This window comes from Sphaerospermopsis aphanizomenoides BCCUSP55 (genome assembly GCF_001586785.1).
GTDB lineage: Bacteria > Cyanobacteriota > Cyanobacteriia > Cyanobacteriales > Nostocaceae > Sphaerospermopsis_A > Sphaerospermopsis_A aphanizomenoides_A.
In genome coordinates, this window is the sequence record NZ_LUFH02000053.1 from 25,341 (window position 1) to 43,508 (window position 18,168).

Below are 18,168 nucleotides of genomic sequence, written 5' to 3' on the forward strand. Positions count from 1 at the left end.
GGACTTAAAAATTCCACTGATATCCACATCCCATCTTCCTATTATCCCCAAGTCCGCCTCAGAATGAATTCTGAGGCTAATAGCAAAAGTCAGCTAAAGCTGACTAAATGTAAATTACATATAAATTTTCTGCGGTGGATCATCATCTTGATTAAAATCTTCCAAAGATTTAATTATCGTATTCTGTGAATGATGTTCCTTTTGATTTTTCACATAAATCACAGCTTCTTCTAGTTGCTTTCTCCCTAACGAAAATACACCATATCCTCTTTGCCAAGCAAACATATCTGGTAACGAAAATACATTATTAATATAATGAGTGCTGCTACCTTTGATTTTTTGCACAAATTCAGATATGGAAATTTTCGGAGGAATGGAAGCTACTATATGAATGTGGTTTTCTGTACCATTAATAGCATGAATAATTGTTTCTAATTCATCAGCTTTGCTAATAATGTAACTATAAATTTTCGGTTCTCTTTCATCGGTAATTAATAACTGACGCTCTTTTGTTGCCCAAACCAAATGATAATACAATCTCCACAAAGCCATAATACACCCTAGTTATTGATCATTATCAATGTTTTCATATTCATTATTCCCAAAAAAATAGTCAGCTTCAGCCGACTTTTGTTATTAGACTGGGAATTCATTCCCAGGCGGTTATATTATGAGACTGAGAATTAATTCCCAGGCAGTCATGTTATTATTGCTTGATATTGGGTTTACTTAACCCAACCTACAAATTGATATAATCACATTAATAAAAATTACCCATTGCTAATGGTAAATGATATGGATACTGAAAAACTGAAAATACAAATCGAAGAACAGAGAAACTTATTAAACACCGATAGACTTGATGTATCCTTCGGTGAAATCATGAGTATGTATGAACGGAGGGAAATAGTTATTAAACCTGCATTTCAAAGATATTTTCGCTGGGATGAAGAACAGAGAACACGGTTTATTGAATCTATACTTTTAGGTATTCCCATCCCTCCTATATTTGTAGCTGAAGACAGTGATGGAGTATGGGAATTAGTTGATGGGTTACAAAGAATTTCTACTGTACTTTCTTTTTTCGGAGTTTTGAAAAGCGAAGATGAAGGTATTAGGAAGAAAAATAATTGGATGTTAACAGCAGGTGAAAGAGTCGAAGCTTTGGAAGGATTTACCTATGAAACAATACCAAATCAGTTTAGATTGAATATCAAAAGAGCTACTTGTAGAGTAGAAATTCTCAGATGGAATAGTAACTATGATATGCGCTTTGAACTTTTCAATAGATTGAATACTGGTGGTTCTCCGTTGACTACTCAGGAAATTAGAAATTGTATTTACAGGGATATTTCACCTAAGTTTAATGATTTTCTCAAAGAACTTGCAGCTAATCAAGATTTTCGGACATTAATTGATTTGAGCAATGAGCAATATGAGCAATTATATGATGAGGAATTAGCATTGAGATTTATTTCTCTTTACCAAAATCAGAAAAATGTCCGCACCAGTATTTCACAACACATGACTCAGTTCATGAAAGATGCGTTAGAAAATGAAAATTTTGACTATGAAGGTTACAAAAGAATATTTACTCAAGTATTTGCATTACTTAAACCTTTAGGAAGAAAGATTTTTCGACAGCCTGACGGCAATTTCGCAACTGCTCTTTATGATGTTATTACGATTGGTATGGCAGAAAACTATGATTATTATAAACTTCAGCCATCAGAAGTTATCTTGAATAAGATAAATCAGGAAGTACGTACAGATAAAACTGTAATGAAGTTTTCCAGAAGAGGAGGAAAAGAAGGAAATAATCAAAAAGACAGAATTATCAATCGTCTGACAGCAGCAAAGCGAATATTTGGAAAAATCAATAATAATGACTAATCAGATTACTCTTTTAGAACAAGAAATAATGTCAGACATTGATGAAAGAAGAGAGTTAATGTCATGGTTAAAATTGCTGTGCGCTAGATATGGATTTTCAAACACAGATGAGGAATTATTCCTTTACTATTCAATCCCAATAGTTTATGCTACTTGGGAAGGTTTTATTCAAACTGCTTTTCAAATATATGTTCGAGAGCTAAATAAATTAGAACTTACTATTGATCAAGTGTGTGACTCAATAATAATATATCATCTTGAATCTACATTTCCCCAATTTAAACAATATCCAGATGCAGATAAATTTAACAAAAAAGTAAATTTTTTTAATAGGTTGGGTGTGTTTTATAAAACTAATCCCTTGGAAATCAGTCCAAAGATCAATACAGAAAGCAATGTTGGTTTTAAAGTATTAAATAGAATATTGTCTGATTTCAATTTAGATAAAATTCCCGAATATCCAGAACCTAAATATTCATTAGAAGAGGAACTCGATAAATTCCTCCTCAAAATTAGAAATACAGTTGCTCATGGACAACAAAGTTCTATAGTAGTAAAGAGAGAAGATTTAGAAAGAGCAATTAAACTGGTTGATAAACTTATGGATTTAGTGTTTGAGAGAATTAAAACTGGGTTTATAAATAGGTCATATCTTAAATAGTGTGTAGGTTGGGTTAAATGCAATGCAACCCAACTTATATATCATTGTTGGTTGATTGGGGGGTTTATTGTACAATTATTTCTGTGACTTCGTTTTTTACTTTTAAACTTAGAAAGCGCCTTCTTGACCTGAGTAAAGAAGCCCACACTGACCTGACGGTACAGTGTGGATAGTTCACGACCAAGAATCTAAATCCAAAGATTGCATTCCTCGACTACTGACAAATTCCAGCAAACTTCCTAACTGCAACCAAACAAACAAACAAGTTCCCAAACTCAGGGGTAAACCAATACCTAAAGCCAGAGGAGATGGAAAGCCAAATATCTCTAACCCAGAAGACATGAATAAACAAACACCTCCACTGATGCCGATAAATGGCAGCAACAATTGTTTTAAGGAGGAGCTAGATTTTATAGGTTCTTGGGGCAACTTTGGCCATTTCTGCACAATTACTTTCAAAGTTCCAGATAAGGCTAAACCACAAGTTAATGCTGTGAGAAATCCCACCAAAAGTAGGACATAAGGTGGTTGCAGAGGGTAATAGTACATGAAAATTCCTAATTGTTAGTCAATAAATTTTTACTTGGTGTCTGGTTACTAGTAAAGGAAATCAAAGATGTAACTTGTGGCAGGATAGCCGCTATACCTTCCCTAGATAACTCTGTTAAAATACCGATTGCTACATCTAACAACCGATTTGGTGGTAAGTCATTTTTGACTAAATTCCACAGTCTTTGTACTTCGTCGGTGTGCAAGCGGTCATCTTCAGTTAATGCCAACACCAATTGACGACGGAGAAATTTACCTTCTTCCGAGAGTAGATATTGTAAACCCATTCTCGCTGTCGGTAAAACATCAAATTCCCCATCAGTACGCGCAATGGAAATTAAATTCTCTAGCCTCTGCCATTGAAATTTACCGTCTTTAAATAACACATTCAGTAAGCGCCTTCTTAATGCCGGAGATTCTCCTGTGAGTAAACGCCTAGCTATGTAAGGATAACCTACTTCCACAATTTTAAAATTGGGGTTGAGGCTCAAAGCTATACCTTCCTGTGTCACCAGGGAACGAATAATTAAAGCAAACTTCGCAGGTACTCGAAAAGGATATTCATACATCAATTCCGAGAATTCATCGGTGATAGTTTTGAAGTTAAAGTCTTTAACATTTTTACCAATGGCATTTCCCAGCACTGCTTCTAATGCTGGCACAATTGGCGCAATATTTGTTTCTGGAGCGAGAAAACCAAGTTTCACAAAGTCTTCTGCTAAGTCGGTATAATCTTTGTTAACAAGATGTACCAAGGCATCGACCAATGTTTCCTTCGTAGTCTCCTCCAATTGATCCATCATGCCAAAGTCGATGTAAGCCATCCCTCCTTCAGGAACAGCAAATAAATTACCTGGATGAGGATCGGCATGAAAGAAGCCATGTTCTAGTAATTGTTGTAACCCAGATGTGACACCGATCTGAATTATGGCTTCGGGATCTAAACCTGCTTTGCAGATGCTTTGGGTATCTGTGAGTTTAAATCCGTTAATCCATTCCAGGGTTAAAACGCGACTAGTGCTGTAACGCCAGTAAATAGCGGGAACTTTGACTTGAGGGTCGTCACGGAAGTTATTCGCAAATTTTTCGGCGTTCCGACCTTCGTTAATGTAATCAATTTCTTCAAATAATTTTGTACCGAACTCGTCCACAATGAGTGTCAGATCGTGTCCGAGATTGAGGGGCAACCAAGGACTCAGCCAACTCGCTGCCCAGCGCATTAAATACAAGTCTCGTGTAATCACTGGACGGAGATAAGGTCGTTGCACTTTTACTGCTACTTCCTCCCCACTCATCAGACGACCCCGATATACTTGACCCAAGCTGGCCGCTGCCACTGGTTTGGGAGATAGTTCTCTAAATACCTCTCCAATGGATCGGTCAAGTTCAGTTTCAATAATATGTTGCGCTAAGGCTTGATCAAACGGTGGTAACTGGTCTTGCAATTTCACCAGTTCTGCTAAAAAATCTTTGCGGATTAAGTCAGGCCGGGTGGAGAGGGCTTGACCAACTTTGATGAAGGTCGGACCAAGGTTAGTGAGCAGTTCTCGCAATTGGGTAGCGCGTTTACCCTGATTCTGATCCACTTGATTTTGCCATTCATCCCACTTGAGACTGAGTATAAAACCTGCAAAAGAGAAGATGATTCTCAGTAGTCTGCCCCAAGCTAACCAGGGACGGTAACGATAGTAACGAGCGATCGCGTCTGGATTATACTGCTGTAATTGAGCAGGTTGATACTGACCCACGCCTTTATTTGCCTCTTCAACTGGTAACTTTACAGTGTTGCTTGTTTTTTTAGCTACAAGCTGATTGTTAGTCAAGAATTCTAGGTAGAGTAATTATATTCTTTCTGTTTTAGCTACAAGAAAAAATTAAACCTTACCTATTTCTAGATGTCCTCAGTAATATATACGGGAAACTAAGCTTATTTTTACTGCCTAGATTTCTTTATCTTTTTCTTAATTATACTTTATAAAAGTACAAGTTTTTGTCTCATAACTGGACTATTTTATCTTTTCTTAATGATTTGGTTTCTAAATCACGTTACACAACCGCTTGGGAATGTGGTTTTTTTTATACAAAAAAAATTACAACGTGATGTCTGAAAACTTTAGACTAGGTATTCAGCCATACTTCTGAACACAGATAACTTTTGCAGCAAGCCCGACTTACTTTATACCCACATCCCACACCCTTCAAATCTTTGTAATTTGATCTGGCAACTTATTCTGTTTACTCATACAATTTTAAACTAGGTAAAGTTTGTAAGAACAGAGTTCTAACTTAATGAGTCCGTTAACAGGTCAGGGTGTGAGAGCTATCACTAAATATCCGATGGTAGATAGAATAAATGATATCGCTTGGCAAGCTCGTCAAGGTAGTGTGGCAGCGATTATTCAACTGCTGAATGAAAAGCTAGTTATGTCTGGTGTCAGAACCAGAGCTATTTTCGCTGATGGTGTCTTACAACTGTTGTGTGAGGCAGCTACAGTAGAGCAACTTGATCAATCTACTTTGGTGCAAGAAATTCAGCAAACTCTTGATGCGACTGCACCTCGTAACATTCGCAAAGTCAATATTAATTGTCGAATTGTCAAGGAAGAACAATTACTGTGGTTAGAGGAAATTAACCGCGATCGCACTAATCAATTACTGTGGTCACAGGAAATTACGCTCTCTCAACCAGGTATGATCAAACGATTAATTCAAGATGTGATAGCAGTTTATACTGAAACTGGAAAACCAATTTTACCTAAATCTCAACCTTTATTAACTAAAAAATATAGACACAAAATTTCCGCTAAAAAAACAATCATAGCAGCTACTGGTTTATGTACAATCGTGGTGTTGTTTGGAAAAGCTGATTCCCGCTTAGGAAAAACAATCAAAAATCTTATTCCCCTGGATATTTCACCATCCTTGCAAACAACAAATCAGATTCAATCACCAGCATCATCCCTCAACGCTCAAAAAAGTCTTTCTTCTCCAACAAATGATTTATTTGCAGATGCTGTGAGGCTGGCCAACCAAGCTACCGCTGCTGGTAAAATAGCTACAACTTCAACTCAATGGTTAGAACTAGCTGCTAGATGGCAAAGGGCTTCTGATTTAATGAGCCAAGTTTCACCCGAACATAGCCGTTATCAAGAAGCTCAAATTAGGGCTAAATTATACAAAGAATATAGTCAAGCAGCACAGCAGGAAGCACAAAAACGCAAATCAACACCGACGGGAAATTAGGCAATTCCAAATAAAAAAGTACCTCAGCCAGATTAATTATACATTTTGCCAAAAAAATAGAAATTCCTAAAATCTGGTTCTTTTCCCCGTTCCTGTGCCAAAATGTGCAATTTATTTGGCACGACGACTATTTATTCATGCACCAAAAGAAGTTTGCTACTGACTGCTGGCATAAAACAAAATGTTTGCCCTTGGAGTAGAAAAATCAAAAATGATCAATCAGGCGAGTTATGTAACATCACCCGCCTTGAAAAATTTTAGATTTTAGATTGGTGATTTTAGATTACGAACAATGATCGGTTTACAATTGCATCAATTTGTGAATTTTCAATCCAAAATCTAAAATCCAAAATCTAAAATAAACTCAAACCTCTATTCCCGATGTGAACCCAATTTTTGATTGCTAGGTGTAATAGAAGGTTCACGGCGGTTTGTCCGTAACTTGGGCTTGGGTGTTCCCCGTCCTTCTTCACCATTGTTGTCTGATTTAGACCAAGAAGAACGACTACGTTCGCCACCACCGCTACGTGGTTGTTCGCCACCATCACGACGCTTGTTGAGTTTGGGTTTGGGAGTGGCTTCTTCTTGGGGAATATCTACACCAGATTGTAACCAAGCCGGACGAGTTTGATCGTAGGCAATTTGTAAAGCCGCAGCTGCGATCGCTTGAGCATCATATTTTTCAATCAATTCGCTAATGATTGGTAAAAACGAAGCCAAACGTTCACCAGTTAAAGCTTCTGCTACCTGTTCTTGCAGTTTTTGAATGTGTCTGGCTTCAATTTGCGCCCTGGTAGGAATTGACAATACTTGCCAACTTTGGCGGTTATGGCGTTCAAATGCTTGTTGTTTGCGACGTTCAAAAGGTTGTACCAAAGAAATCGCAGTTCCTTCTTTACCAGCGCGACCAGTCCGACCGATACGGTGAACGTAGGTTTCTACGCTATCGGGCAGGTCATAGTTAATCACGTGGGAAAGCAGATCCACATCTAAACCCCGTGCAGCAATATCAGTCGCTACCACCCAGCGGACTTGGCGATTACGGAAGCGGGTCAATAACCTTTCCCGTGCTTGTTGAGACAAGTCGCCATGATATTCATCCACACTATGGCCAGCAGCTTGTAATTGGTTGGTTAGTTCTGCGGCAGTGCGTCTGGTGCGAACAAAGATTAAAGCTGTTTCTGGATCTTCCATTTCCAGAATTGGCTGTAAAGCTTTAGCTTTTGTCCAATGACGAGGAATCAAGTAAGCTACCTGATTGATTTTGGTGGGTGCAGCTTTTGGTTGCTCAACGGTGACAGTCACCGGAGAGTTTAAAAACTTGTTCACCAATTGGCGAATGGATGGGGGCATAGTTGCCGAGAATAAAGCCGTTTGGCGGTCTGTAGGGGCTTGGGACAGAATTTTGATCACATCATCAATAAAGCCCATGCTCAACATTTCATCAGCTTCATCTAAGACAAACCACTTCACTTGGTCGAGCTTTAAGCTACCACGCTCTAGCAAGTCAATCACCCGTCCTGGTGTACCCACGACAACGTGAACACCACGTTTTAGCTGCATCATTTGACGGTCAATAGACTGACCTCCATAGATTGCCAATACGCGCAATCCATCATCACCCATAAATTGGGAAATGGCATCATGAACTTGCATTGCCAATTCACGAGTAGGTGTTAAAACTAGGGCTTGTACAGCTTTTTTGCTCACATCCAGCTTTTCTAACATCGGTAGTGAAAAGGCTGCTGTTTTGCCTGTACCTGTTTGCGATTGACCAACCACATCACGACCCGCTAATAACTGGGGAATAGCTTGAGCCTGAATATTTGTAGGTGTGGTAAAGCCAAGTTTTTCTAATTGCTCAACACGCTCTTGGGAAATGCCTAGTTCTTGAAAGGTAAGATTCATTAATTCTCCTAGATTTTATTGTGAGTTTTGGACTTGTAAACCGATACTTATTTGTAAATTGGGCATTGGGTAATTCAATTTTGGATTTTGGATTTTGGATTTTGGATTCTCCTAAATTGACTCCAATCTAAAATCTCAAATCTCAAATCTAAAATTTCCCTAATTCCCGGCAATGACAATTTGTCCGTAGAGGTCGTAGGCATCGGCATTGTGGATCTTTACTGGCACGATGGTTCCTAGCCTTGCGTCGCCTTGAACATAGACTTGACCATCAACTTCTGGGGAAAATCTGCCGGAACGGCCGATTAATTCTCCACTTTCGGGGTTTTCTTGCTCAATCAGGACATCAACTATTTTGCCTACTTCCTGTTGATTTTTGTGGAGGGAAATTGGTTGTTGGAGTGCCATGAGTTGATCACGACGCTCTATCATCAATTCTTGTGGCAATTGATTTGGTAAATTGTAGGCGGGGGTTCCCTCTTCCGGTGAGAAGGTGAAGACACCAACATGATCAAATTCATGTCGCTTGGTAAACTCTAATAAATGTTCAAAATGCTCCTGTGTCTCTCCAGGAAAACCAACAATAAATGTGGTTCTTAGCACTGATGAGGGGAGGGCGTTTTTAATTCGCTCAATAATTCCATCATTAACTCTTCCTTGCCAGGGACGGTTCATGGCGCGAAGAATTTCTGGATGGGAATGTTGCAAGGGTAAATCTAAATAAGGCAGAACGTTGGGTGTTTCTTGAATTGCTGCTATTACATCTGGGGTGAGTCCAGTAGGATAAGCATAATGCATTCTGATCCACGGTATATCTACTTTCCCTAAAGCTCGAAGTAATTCCGCTAACTTTGGCTGTCCGTAAATATCCAAACCATAATTGGTGGTAATTTGGGAAATTAGAATAATTTCTTTTACCCCTTGATTTGCCAATTGCTCGGCTTCGGCAACTATGGATTCAATGGTACGCGATCGCTGATTCCCTCTCAGATGGGGAATAATACAAAATGCACAACGATAGTCACATCCTTCGGCAACTCTCAGGTAAGCTACTCCTTCGGTTGTCGTCCGGTAGCGGGGTGTGGTTTCATCCGCTATGTAGGTAGGTTGGGCGGTAATTTGTTTCACCCTCTCTCCCTGTTCTACCCGCTCAATGACATTGACAATTTTGTGGTAATCCCCTGTGCCAATTACGGCTACTGCTTCTGGCAACTCTTCCAATAATTGTTCTTGAAAGTGTTGCGCTAGGCAACCAGTAATAACAACTTTTTTATTGGCTTCTGCCAGTTCTACTAAGGTTTTTACCGATTCTTCCCTGGCGGCTTCGATAAAACTACAAGTATTGACAATTACATAATCCGCTAATTCTTCGTTTGTATCTACACCATAACCTGCTTCTACCAACAGTCCTAACATATGTTCTGTATCTATTCGGTTTTTCTCGCAGCCCAAGTGAGAAATGGCAATCGTTGGCTTGTCACCCATATTTTGAAAATATCTTCAGTTTTTTTCTCTTGCAGTCAAACATTAAAAACAATAATGAGGTGCTTTTTCCCGCACCTTGATCAGGAAACAAAAGACGAACAGCAAAAGGCTCTTAAGACAGAGAGGAGAAGGCTGGTGGTTATTTTTTACCTACATCCCTACACCTTTAAACCCCTGAACCCTTACATTTTTATAACTAGCAACTTGGGTTAATGGGTCTCCACTGTCGGTAGTTTTTTGTAAATGCCCGTGGACGTATGACTCTAATCAGTCACGATATAGAGGTCATGCTATGATGTTTTTATTAATCTGTTTCCTAGGGTAAAAGTGAGTGTCTTTTGGTAGTTGTAACACTCTTAATATTTTTAACGATTCGCTTATTGGTATTTTACACTACCGCAGCGTGTGCGTTGTTAATTTACCCATCGGGAAGCCGCCCAAAGGGCTGTTTTTGAGAAGTCGCTACCTTCAGGGAAATCGCAAACGCGACTACGCCCATAAAGCCGTAATGCTACCCTATATCTTAGGTTAGACCTGCGACAATGCGCTGGCAATGTGCCTAAATCACGGGAAGCTGCCTTGCGTCTTGTGAGTGGCAAACTCCTCTTGTAGCCAAGTTTTATCTTAACATATCTTATGAAAGGTTTAACACCAATTTACATCTTGAGAAGGAAGAGATGCACCAACTCCTGAATCATGAACCTGAGTACCGATTACCGAGTACCGAGTTAGGAGTTTCAGAAGCATGGCTATAGCTTGCGTGACGACTTAGGATTAATACGCCAAGCTATGCCTACGGCTCACTTCAGGGATACGCTATCAATAGTTCAGTAGTTTATCTTCCCTGCACCCTGCACCCTGCCTCCTACATACAACAAAAAAATTTCAATTCTGGACTTTGCCAAACAAATTAAAGACGTGGACTTATATCAGCTATTCAAAACTCGTAGACCGATTATTGGCGTAGTTCATCTACTACCCCTACCTACCTCACCCCGTTGGGGAGGTAGCCTCAAAGCGGTAATTGACCGCGCTGAACAAGAAGCTACAGCCCTTGCCAGTGGAGGGGTAGACGGCTTAATTGTGGAAAATTTTTTCGATGCTCCGTTTGCTAAAAACCAAGTTGATCCAGCAGTTGTCAGTTCCCTAACTGTTGTGGTACAGCGAATACAGAATCTGGTGACTTTACCTGTGGGCTTAAATGTTTTGCGGAATGATAGCATCAGTGCAATGGCAATTGCTAGTTGTGTGCGAGCGCAATTTATTCGCGTTAATGTTCTGACAGGGATAATGGCTACAGATCAGGGATTAATTGAAGGAGAAGCCCATCAATTACTCCGTTATCGTCGGGAACTAGGCTCTGATGTGAAAATCCTAGCTGATGTATTGGTCAAACACGCTCGTCCTTTAAGTTCTCCTCATCTCACAGTTGCTGTTAAAGATACAATTGAACGCGGATTAGCAGATGGAGTGATTTTATCAGGCTGGGCTACTGGCAGTCCTCCTAACATAGAAGATTTGGAACTTGCTTATGGTGCTGCTGCTGGTACACCGGTATTTATCGGTAGCGGGGCTAGTTGGGAAAATATTGATAGCCTCATGCAAGTTGCAGATGGTGTGATTGTTTCTAGCTCTCTCAAACGTCACGGACAGATTGCTCAACCGATAGATCCCATCCGCGTCAGTCAATTTGTGGAAGCTGCTCACCGGAGTTGGAACTCTCAAGGTGAAAGTAAATCAAGTTCAGAAGTAAAATTACATTCTTAGGAATTGGGGACTGGGGACTGTAAACAGGTATTCCCTATTCCCTATTCCCTATTCCCTATTCCCTGAGTAATACTTATGATTCGCCGGCGTTCTACTCCTTGGATTCATAAATGGTCGCGTCCATTAATCGGTGCGATCGCTGGATTAGGTATCTTAAATACAGGTTATCTCACCTTTGAAAAGCTCACGGGAGGTAATCCTGTTTGTACCACGCCAGAAAATGTTAAAGGTTGCACAGACGTACTTTCTAGTGCCTGGGGTACAGTTTTTGGACAACCTTTAGCTTTGTTTGGCTTGTTGGCGTATATCAGTATGTTTGTATTGGCTTTATTTCCCTTGGCTTTGAACTCGGTGGAAGGGAATAAAAGTCGTAAACAGATAGAAAACCTGACTTGGTGGTTGCTGTTGGTGGGAGCGATCGCTATGTCAGTATTTAGTGGATATTTAATGTATGTCTTGGCATTTGAACTCAAAGCTGTATGTTACTACTGCATTGCTTCGGCTTTGTTTGCTTTGAGTATGTTAACCCTCACTATCCTAGGACGCGACTGGGAAGATATTGGACAAATCTTCTTTACTGCTCTTATTGTCGGTATGGTGACACTGATTGCAACATTGGGTATTTACTCTGGTGTTAATACATCAGGTAATATTGCTGAACCCACAGATGGTAAAGCAGTGCAGATTTTCTTCGATCCGAAAAAAGAAGAACCAACACCAGATGTCGGTTGGAAAATTACCACTACTTCTGGGGAGTCAGAAATTGAGTTAGCAAAACATTTAACCAAAATCGGTGCAAAAGAGTATGTTGCTTGGTGGTGTCCGCACTGTCACGAACAAAAGCTACTCTTTGGCCAAGAAGCTTACAAAGAAATCAACCACGTTGAATGTGCTTCTCCTGGTAATCCCAACCTACAAACACAAGATTGTATAGCTGCAAAAATTGAAAGTTATCCCACCTGGATTATCAATGGTAAAACCTATAGCGGTGTACAGAACTTGAATGAACTAAGTAATATCTCTGATTATACAGGTTCTCGCAATTTCAAGTATTTTAAGTAAACTACCGTCAGAATTCACAAACAAAAGCTACGTTCAAAACTAGCAAACTAGCATCAGTCCGAATCATACCCTTACACCCTTACCAAACTATTTCTTTTAAATCTGTCCCTAGCTTTGCTGATGGCTGAAGTTGGGGATTTGGTATTTTTATCAAAACACTGTCAAAATCAGTAAGTAATGTTCAGTTACTAGTCACTCGATTTTGGATTTACGTTAGCGAAGCGTACGCAGCGCAGCGAGTATTTTTCCGTCCTGAAGGACTCCTGACCTATACCAAATTTTTTTAATCTAAAATCTAAAATCTCAAATTCCCCGTTAGAAGAAGAAATTTTCCCTCTGCACCCCTACACCCTTGTTTCTTGGACGAGGTTTTTATGAATCAACAGTTCCACAATTTTCTTCTTAGACTTGTATTTGCAATCCAACAAATACTTTGTCAAGGACGCAGAGAATTAATGACAGCCTCGTGGATTGCTATTTGTGTACTATTATTCCGATATGTGGGATTATTACAGTTTTTGGAATTAGCAGCTTTAGATCAATTGTTTAGTTTACGTCCCTATGAAGCGGCTAATGAACGTATAACTATCATAGCAATTGATGAAACTACTGTGCGTCAGTTAGGTTCTTGGCCTATTTCTGATGAGAAGATAGCTCAAGTTTTATCCAAATTAAATAGATATAAACCCCGCGCCATTGGCTTAGATATATATAGAGATTTGCCTGTACAGCCCGGTCATAGAAAACTTTTGGAAGTTTATCAATCAATGCCAAACTTAATTGGTATCGAACTACTGGCAAATAACAAAAATAGTAGGGTTTTCCCTGCACCCAAATTAAAGCAGCTTGGTCAAGTGGGGTTTAATAATGTGCTTTATGACCCTGATGGCAAAGTTCGTCGTAGTCTGTTATATTGGCATTCTAATAATCAAGCCTATGAAAGTTTGGCTTTGAAGTTGGCCGTTTTATATCTAAAATCAGAGGGAATTACACCTCAAAAATCTGCCAGCAATCCTGAATATTTACAGTTAGGTAAGGCTATATTTACTCGATTTGAAAGTAACAATGGTGCTTATGTTGGTTCGGATGCTAGAGGATACCAAATCTTATCTAATTTTCCGAAACCTCAATGTCAAAATTCACTGAGCCAACGTTGTGGTTATGATCAGGTATCTTTGGTAGATGTATTAGCTAATAAAGTTCCAGAAAATTTAATCCGCGATCGCATCATTCTCATCGGTTCTACAGCACCTAGTCTCCAGGATTTTTTATTTATTCCCCACTCTAGTCATTTCCTGGGTATGAGTGAGGCCAAACCTGTCTCTGGTGTGCAATTGCAAGCTTATGTTATTGATGAATTAATTTCTGCTGCTCTGCAAGGAAGACCATTACTTAAAGTCTGGTCTGATTTATTAGAAAGCTTATGGATTTTTCTTTGGTCTTTCGTAGGAACAGTAACTGTATGGCGAATTAAACACCCAAACAAGAATATATTGATATTTATATTGTCTGGTTTGGTGTTGAACATCATTGTTTATATTGCATTTTTATTTGGCTGGTGGATACCTATTATTCCTGCTTGGTTAACTTTTTTAGCTTCAGCTATTGCCTTGAATTTTTACAATGCTTACATACAGGAAGAATTAAAACGTTCTAAAGATTTTTTACATCAAGTTATTAATACTATTCCCGACCCCATTTTTGTGAAAAACCAAAAACGTGAATGGATTGTTTTAAATGAGGCTTATTGTCAATTTATTGGTTATCCCTATCATTTATTGATGGAAAAATCGGATTATGACCTTTTTCCTCAACATGAAGCAGACATCTTTCGGCAACAAGATCAGCTTGTTTTTCAAACTCATCAAGCCCAAGAACATGAAGAAGAATTTACTGATGCCAATGGCAATACTCATCTAATTGCCACTAAGCGATCGCTCCACAAAGATGCGGCTGGTAATTTATTCTTAGTGGGTGTAATTAGAGATATCACTCAACGCAAACAAATCGAAACTGAATTGAAACGTACTGCTGATGATTTATCTCGTTCCAATTATGAATTGAAAATTCAAGAAAACCATCTCCGGCAATTAGCATACCATGACCCTCTCACTGGGTTATCAAATCGCAAATTTTTCACGGAACAACTTTATGAATCTCTTAATTGGTCGAAAAATAACAATTTAATGTTGGCATTATTGTTTATTGACTTAGATGGTTTTAAATCAGTAAATGATACATTAGGTCATGAAATGGGCGATCACCTGCTGGTAATTATTGCTCAACGTCTAAATAATGCTTTACGTGCTAGTGATACGATTTCTCGTTTAGGTGGTGATGAGTTTACAGTAATATTACGGGCTATTTCTAATGTGCAAGTTGCAGCTACAGTGGCAGAAAAACTTTTAAATGTTATCACTGAAACAATTATTTTGGATGGTCATACCATTACTGTTTCTGCCAGTATAGGTATTAGTATTTACCCCATCAATGGTGAAAACAGTGAAACTCTGATTAAACAAGCTGATATAGCAATGTACCAAGCCAAGCATCTTGGGAGAAATCGTTATCAGTTTTCCTGAAGAGTGTTTTAACCAGGGAGGAGGCAATATTTTGAAATAATTAAAGGAATCACCTTAAAAAGCGATTTTAGCTGATGAGTGACGGCTGACTAGTGAATGCTTAGGTCTAAGTTTGATTTCTTAAATTTTGTTAAAATTTGGTGATTTTCCTCATCATCCAACAATAATTTACATGACGAATAATAATTATTTTTGAATATTTATACTTTTTTTCTCTAAAAAATTAGTATTTACACCCACAAAAATTAAGCTTTGATTAAATATTAGCTAAATTACTCATTTTATTCTGATAAATAGTAAATATCCATCTGAAGACTGATGCTGCAAGGGGCATATTAGAAATATTTCTTAATAAGAAGAGTTTTTTCAAAAATAATAGTTTCGATACTCAGGAAAAAATTAACACAACCTACTTATCCTAGGTTCAGTAGTTTTTTGTTAACAGCAATACAGCCGTCAATCAGGATTTAGCGCGTTGAACTTTACTTATAAAACAGTAAAACCTTCTTGATACCTGCCTTAAGGTCTACTTATTTGGTCTAGAAAGCAATACGCTGTAATTTTACCAAGCTGTGATTTTAAATGGAAAACTTTATCAATCCCAAATTGACAGCAAAACAAATCGGGACGCACATATATGCTATTAAGTTTATTGAGGAATATTGAAAACAATGCTAGAATAACAGGGATTGTACTGCTATGTATAATAGCTGTATTTATCTTGATTCCCAAAATGACAGAGGTAACAATTACCTTTCATAGTTTAATAGTTAATGGTTTTAGCGATACTGAAAACTCCAACTTCACAGCTAATGAGATAAATAGTATTGAGCAAAATAGATATATTCCTCCAAACTATGGAGCGCCTGATAGTGAATATGGTAGTGGAACACGCTGATTTGGGATTTTAGATTTTGGATTTTAGATTTTGGGAGGGTCCCCATAAAAGCCAAAATAAACGCAGCAATACTAAAAACTCTCTTAAACCCTCTTAACTTTGTGTCCTACCCTGCGGGAAGACGCTCCGCGTCTATGCGTTCTTTGCGGTTGATTCATATCAAGCCTGAGAGCTATTGCCAGATTTTCAAAAAATAAACTTACACATTTGAGATGCTCCCTAGACTTGAGACTTTGTATTTTGGTTAAATTTGTAATATTCAATCAGATTTGTACCAGTGATTATTTCGGATAGTTGTGTGAACTTGCCAATCAGGATCTAGTTGAGGGTAATCTAGACGGTAGTGTCCGCCGCGACTTTCAGTTCTAAAAGCAGCACTTTTGAGAATTAAATAAGCTACATCTAATAAATTTTGGGTTTCTGCCCAAAGTCGCAACTGTTGATCAATATTTGGTAAGTTGAAACTGGCGGTTTCTGTAGGATGTAAATTTTGCAAGAATTGACTTAAGGGTAAATTAGAAAACTCATTTTGCCAAGATGCAACTGTAGCGATCGCACTTTCCAAGGTTGACTGTTCTCGACAAATACCAGCACTTTGCCAAACTACACGAGGTAACTTGTCCCTGATGGCTTCTAGCTGCACTTGTTGATTTTCCCAATCATTGAAAGACAACTCAAAAGATAAAGGTTGGGAGAGAGATTTGGATTCTTTAGTTTGAACCTTGCTAGATATTTCCATCTCTAAATCTGCCATTTGCGCTCCAAATACGATGCATTCCAGTAGAGAATTACTCGCAAGACGATTAGCGCCATGAACTCCCGTACTAGCCGTTTCTCCCACAGCGAATAAACCAGGGATGTTGGTGCGATTTTGCAAATCTGTGAGAATACCACCCATCCAGTAATGAGCAGCAGGGGCTACAGGAATCGGTTCATTAAAGACATCAATACCCCAATGCTGGCAAACTTTAATAATGTTAGGGAAACGATGGCGAATTTTATCAGCAGGGATGGGGCGCATATCTAACCAGACATGTGCCGTGGCAAGATCAACAGCCGTATTTTGCAAATGGCTAAAAATAGCTCTACTTACCACATCTCTTGGTGCAAGTTCTCCATCGGGGTGATAATCAAAAGCAAAACGTCGTCCTTGATTATCAACAAGGTGCGCTCCTTCACCACGTACAGCTTCGCTGATGAGAAAGCGTCCTGGTTTTGTCAAGGCTGTGGGGTGAAACTGCACAAACTCTAAATCGCGGAGAACAGCCCCAGCCCGCCAAGCTATAGCTACTCCATCGCCTGTACTTACAGCCGGGTTAGTGGTTTGGGCAAATACTTGACCACCGCCACCTGTTGCCAAGACTACAGCGTTAGCCTTTACCCAGATAACCTTACCTTGATAAAACAGACTGATTCCTTGACAATGCCCTGTTTCTGGTTCTATCCATAAGGATAAAGCTAAAGCTTGCTGTATAACTTGGATATTTCGACAATGTAATACTTTAGCAGTGAGAGTAGTGGTTACTTCCCTGCCTGTAGTATCTGCGGCGTGAAGAACGCGATGGCGGGAATGGGCGGCTTCTAAAGTTAAAGCCAGGTTGTTACCATGACGGTCAAAGGCTACCCCTAAGTTAACCAGGGATTGAATACAACTAGGGGCTTTTTGAGCCAAAAATTCTACAGCTTTGACATCACACAAACCCGCACCTGCTTTTAATGTATCTTCTATATGCAGTTTTGGTGAATCTTCTGGAGAGATGGCAGCGGCAATACCACCTTGGGCCCAATCACTAGCAGATAAAGCTACGGTTTCTTTAGTAATTAAACCGATTTGTAGGGATTCAGGTAAACACAAGGCTGTGTATAGTCCAGCCGCACCAGCACCGACTATTAAAACATCAAATTGGTTAGGAATATCTAATAAATTCAAAATGATAAAAGAATTTCAGGAGTTCAGGAGTTCAGGAGTATGGCTTACGCCACGCTTCGCACTTCAGGAGTATGGCTAACGCCACGCTTCGCACTTCAGGAGTTCAGGAGTTCAGGAGTTCAGGAGTTCAGGAGTTCAGGAAGAAGAAGAAAGAAGAAAGAAGTAATTTTTCCCCTGCCCCCTGCACCCT

General features: G+C 39.2%; 14 protein-coding genes. 7 read left to right on the top strand and 7 right to left on the bottom strand.

Annotation, left to right across the window (positions count from 1 at the left end):
- Window positions 1–114: 114 nt before the first annotated feature.
- Window positions 115–552 carry an IS200/IS605 family transposase gene (tnpA, locus tag A0J48_RS14765; protein ID WP_200324227.1) on the bottom strand — a complete coding sequence of 146 codons (438 nt, stop codon included), beginning with the start codon at window positions 550–552 and terminating at the stop codon, window positions 115–117.
- A gap of 243 nt (window positions 553–795) precedes the next feature.
- On the opposite strand from tnpA, the gene A0J48_RS14770 reads away from it, so the two are divergent.
- Both A0J48_RS14770 and A0J48_RS14775 read left to right on the top strand, forming a co-directional pair.
- A complete protein-coding gene (locus A0J48_RS14770) occupies window positions 796–1,893 on the top strand; it encodes a DUF262 domain-containing protein (protein WP_200324229.1) in 1,098 nt (365 codons plus the stop codon).
- Complete coding sequence (locus A0J48_RS14775; protein WP_200324231.1) at window positions 1,886–2,554, top strand: MAE_28990/MAE_18760 family HEPN-like nuclease; 669 nt, start codon at window positions 1,886–1,888, stop codon at window positions 2,552–2,554. The genes A0J48_RS14770 and A0J48_RS14775 overlap by 8 nt, the downstream gene beginning before the upstream one ends.
- A gap of 174 nt (window positions 2,555–2,728) precedes the next feature.
- Here A0J48_RS14775 and A0J48_RS14780 read toward each other — a convergent pair whose 3' ends face one another.
- Both A0J48_RS14780 and A0J48_RS14785 read right to left on the bottom strand, forming a co-directional pair.
- The gene (locus A0J48_RS14780; protein WP_200324233.1) at window positions 2,729–3,103 is read right to left on the bottom strand and encodes a hypothetical protein; all 375 of its coding nucleotides are present in this window, start codon (window positions 3,101–3,103) and stop codon (window positions 2,729–2,731) included.
- A gap of 8 nt (window positions 3,104–3,111) precedes the next feature.
- Complete coding sequence (locus A0J48_RS14785) at window positions 3,112–4,851, bottom strand: ABC1 kinase family protein (RefSeq protein ID WP_200324257.1); 1,740 nt, start codon at window positions 4,849–4,851, stop codon at window positions 3,112–3,114.
- Window positions 4,852–5,392: 541 nt separating this feature from the next.
- On the opposite strand from A0J48_RS14785, the gene A0J48_RS14790 reads away from it, so the two are divergent.
- Window positions 5,393–6,346, top strand: coding sequence for a hypothetical protein (locus A0J48_RS14790; protein ID WP_234300931.1), 954 nt, complete (start codon window positions 5,393–5,395; stop codon window positions 6,344–6,346).
- Between the two features lie 372 nt (window positions 6,347–6,718).
- Here the strand turns inward: A0J48_RS14790 and A0J48_RS14795 are convergent, their stop codons facing one another.
- The 3 genes from A0J48_RS14795 to A0J48_RS14805 form a co-directional block, all read right to left on the bottom strand.
- A complete protein-coding gene (locus A0J48_RS14795) occupies window positions 6,719–8,254 on the bottom strand; it encodes a DEAD/DEAH box helicase (RefSeq protein ID WP_200324235.1) in 1,536 nt (511 codons plus the stop codon).
- 159 nt (window positions 8,255–8,413) lie between these two features.
- Entirely contained in the window at window positions 8,414–9,739 is a 1,326-nt protein-coding gene (gene rimO / locus A0J48_RS14800; protein WP_200324237.1) for a 30S ribosomal protein S12 methylthiotransferase RimO, read from the bottom strand.
- A gap of 413 nt (window positions 9,740–10,152) precedes the next feature.
- Window positions 10,153–10,338, bottom strand: a complete 186-nt coding sequence (locus A0J48_RS14805) for a hypothetical protein (RefSeq protein ID WP_200324239.1) — start codon at window positions 10,336–10,338, stop codon at window positions 10,153–10,155.
- Window positions 10,339–10,657: 319 nt separating this feature from the next.
- Between A0J48_RS14805 and btpA the strand changes: the two genes are divergently transcribed.
- The 4 genes from btpA to A0J48_RS14825 all read left to right on the top strand — a co-directional run bounded on the left by btpA (window position 10,658) and on the right by A0J48_RS14825 (window position 16,048).
- Window positions 10,658–11,506: a photosystem I biogenesis protein BtpA gene (gene btpA / locus A0J48_RS14810; RefSeq protein ID WP_200324241.1), complete on the top strand. Its 849-nt coding sequence runs from the start codon at window positions 10,658–10,660 to the stop codon at window positions 11,504–11,506.
- A gap of 75 nt (window positions 11,507–11,581) precedes the next feature.
- Window positions 11,582–12,568, top strand: a complete 987-nt coding sequence (locus A0J48_RS14815; protein ID WP_200324243.1) for a vitamin K epoxide reductase family protein — start codon at window positions 11,582–11,584, stop codon at window positions 12,566–12,568.
- A 374-nt stretch (window positions 12,569–12,942) separates the two neighbouring features.
- Complete coding sequence (locus A0J48_RS14820; RefSeq protein WP_200324245.1) at window positions 12,943–15,150, top strand: CHASE2 domain-containing protein; 2,208 nt, start codon at window positions 12,943–12,945, stop codon at window positions 15,148–15,150.
- A gap of 733 nt (window positions 15,151–15,883) precedes the next feature.
- Entirely contained in the window at window positions 15,884–16,048 is a 165-nt protein-coding gene (locus tag A0J48_RS14825; protein WP_200324247.1) for a hypothetical protein, read from the top strand.
- Window positions 16,049–16,307: 259 nt separating this feature from the next.
- Here the strand turns inward: A0J48_RS14825 and nadB are convergent, their stop codons facing one another.
- Window positions 16,308–17,978 (bottom strand): L-aspartate oxidase, encoded by a 1,671-nt coding sequence (nadB, locus tag A0J48_RS14830; protein ID WP_200324249.1) that lies wholly within the window; start codon window positions 17,976–17,978, stop codon window positions 16,308–16,310.
- Window positions 17,979–18,168: the final 190 nt, after the last annotated feature.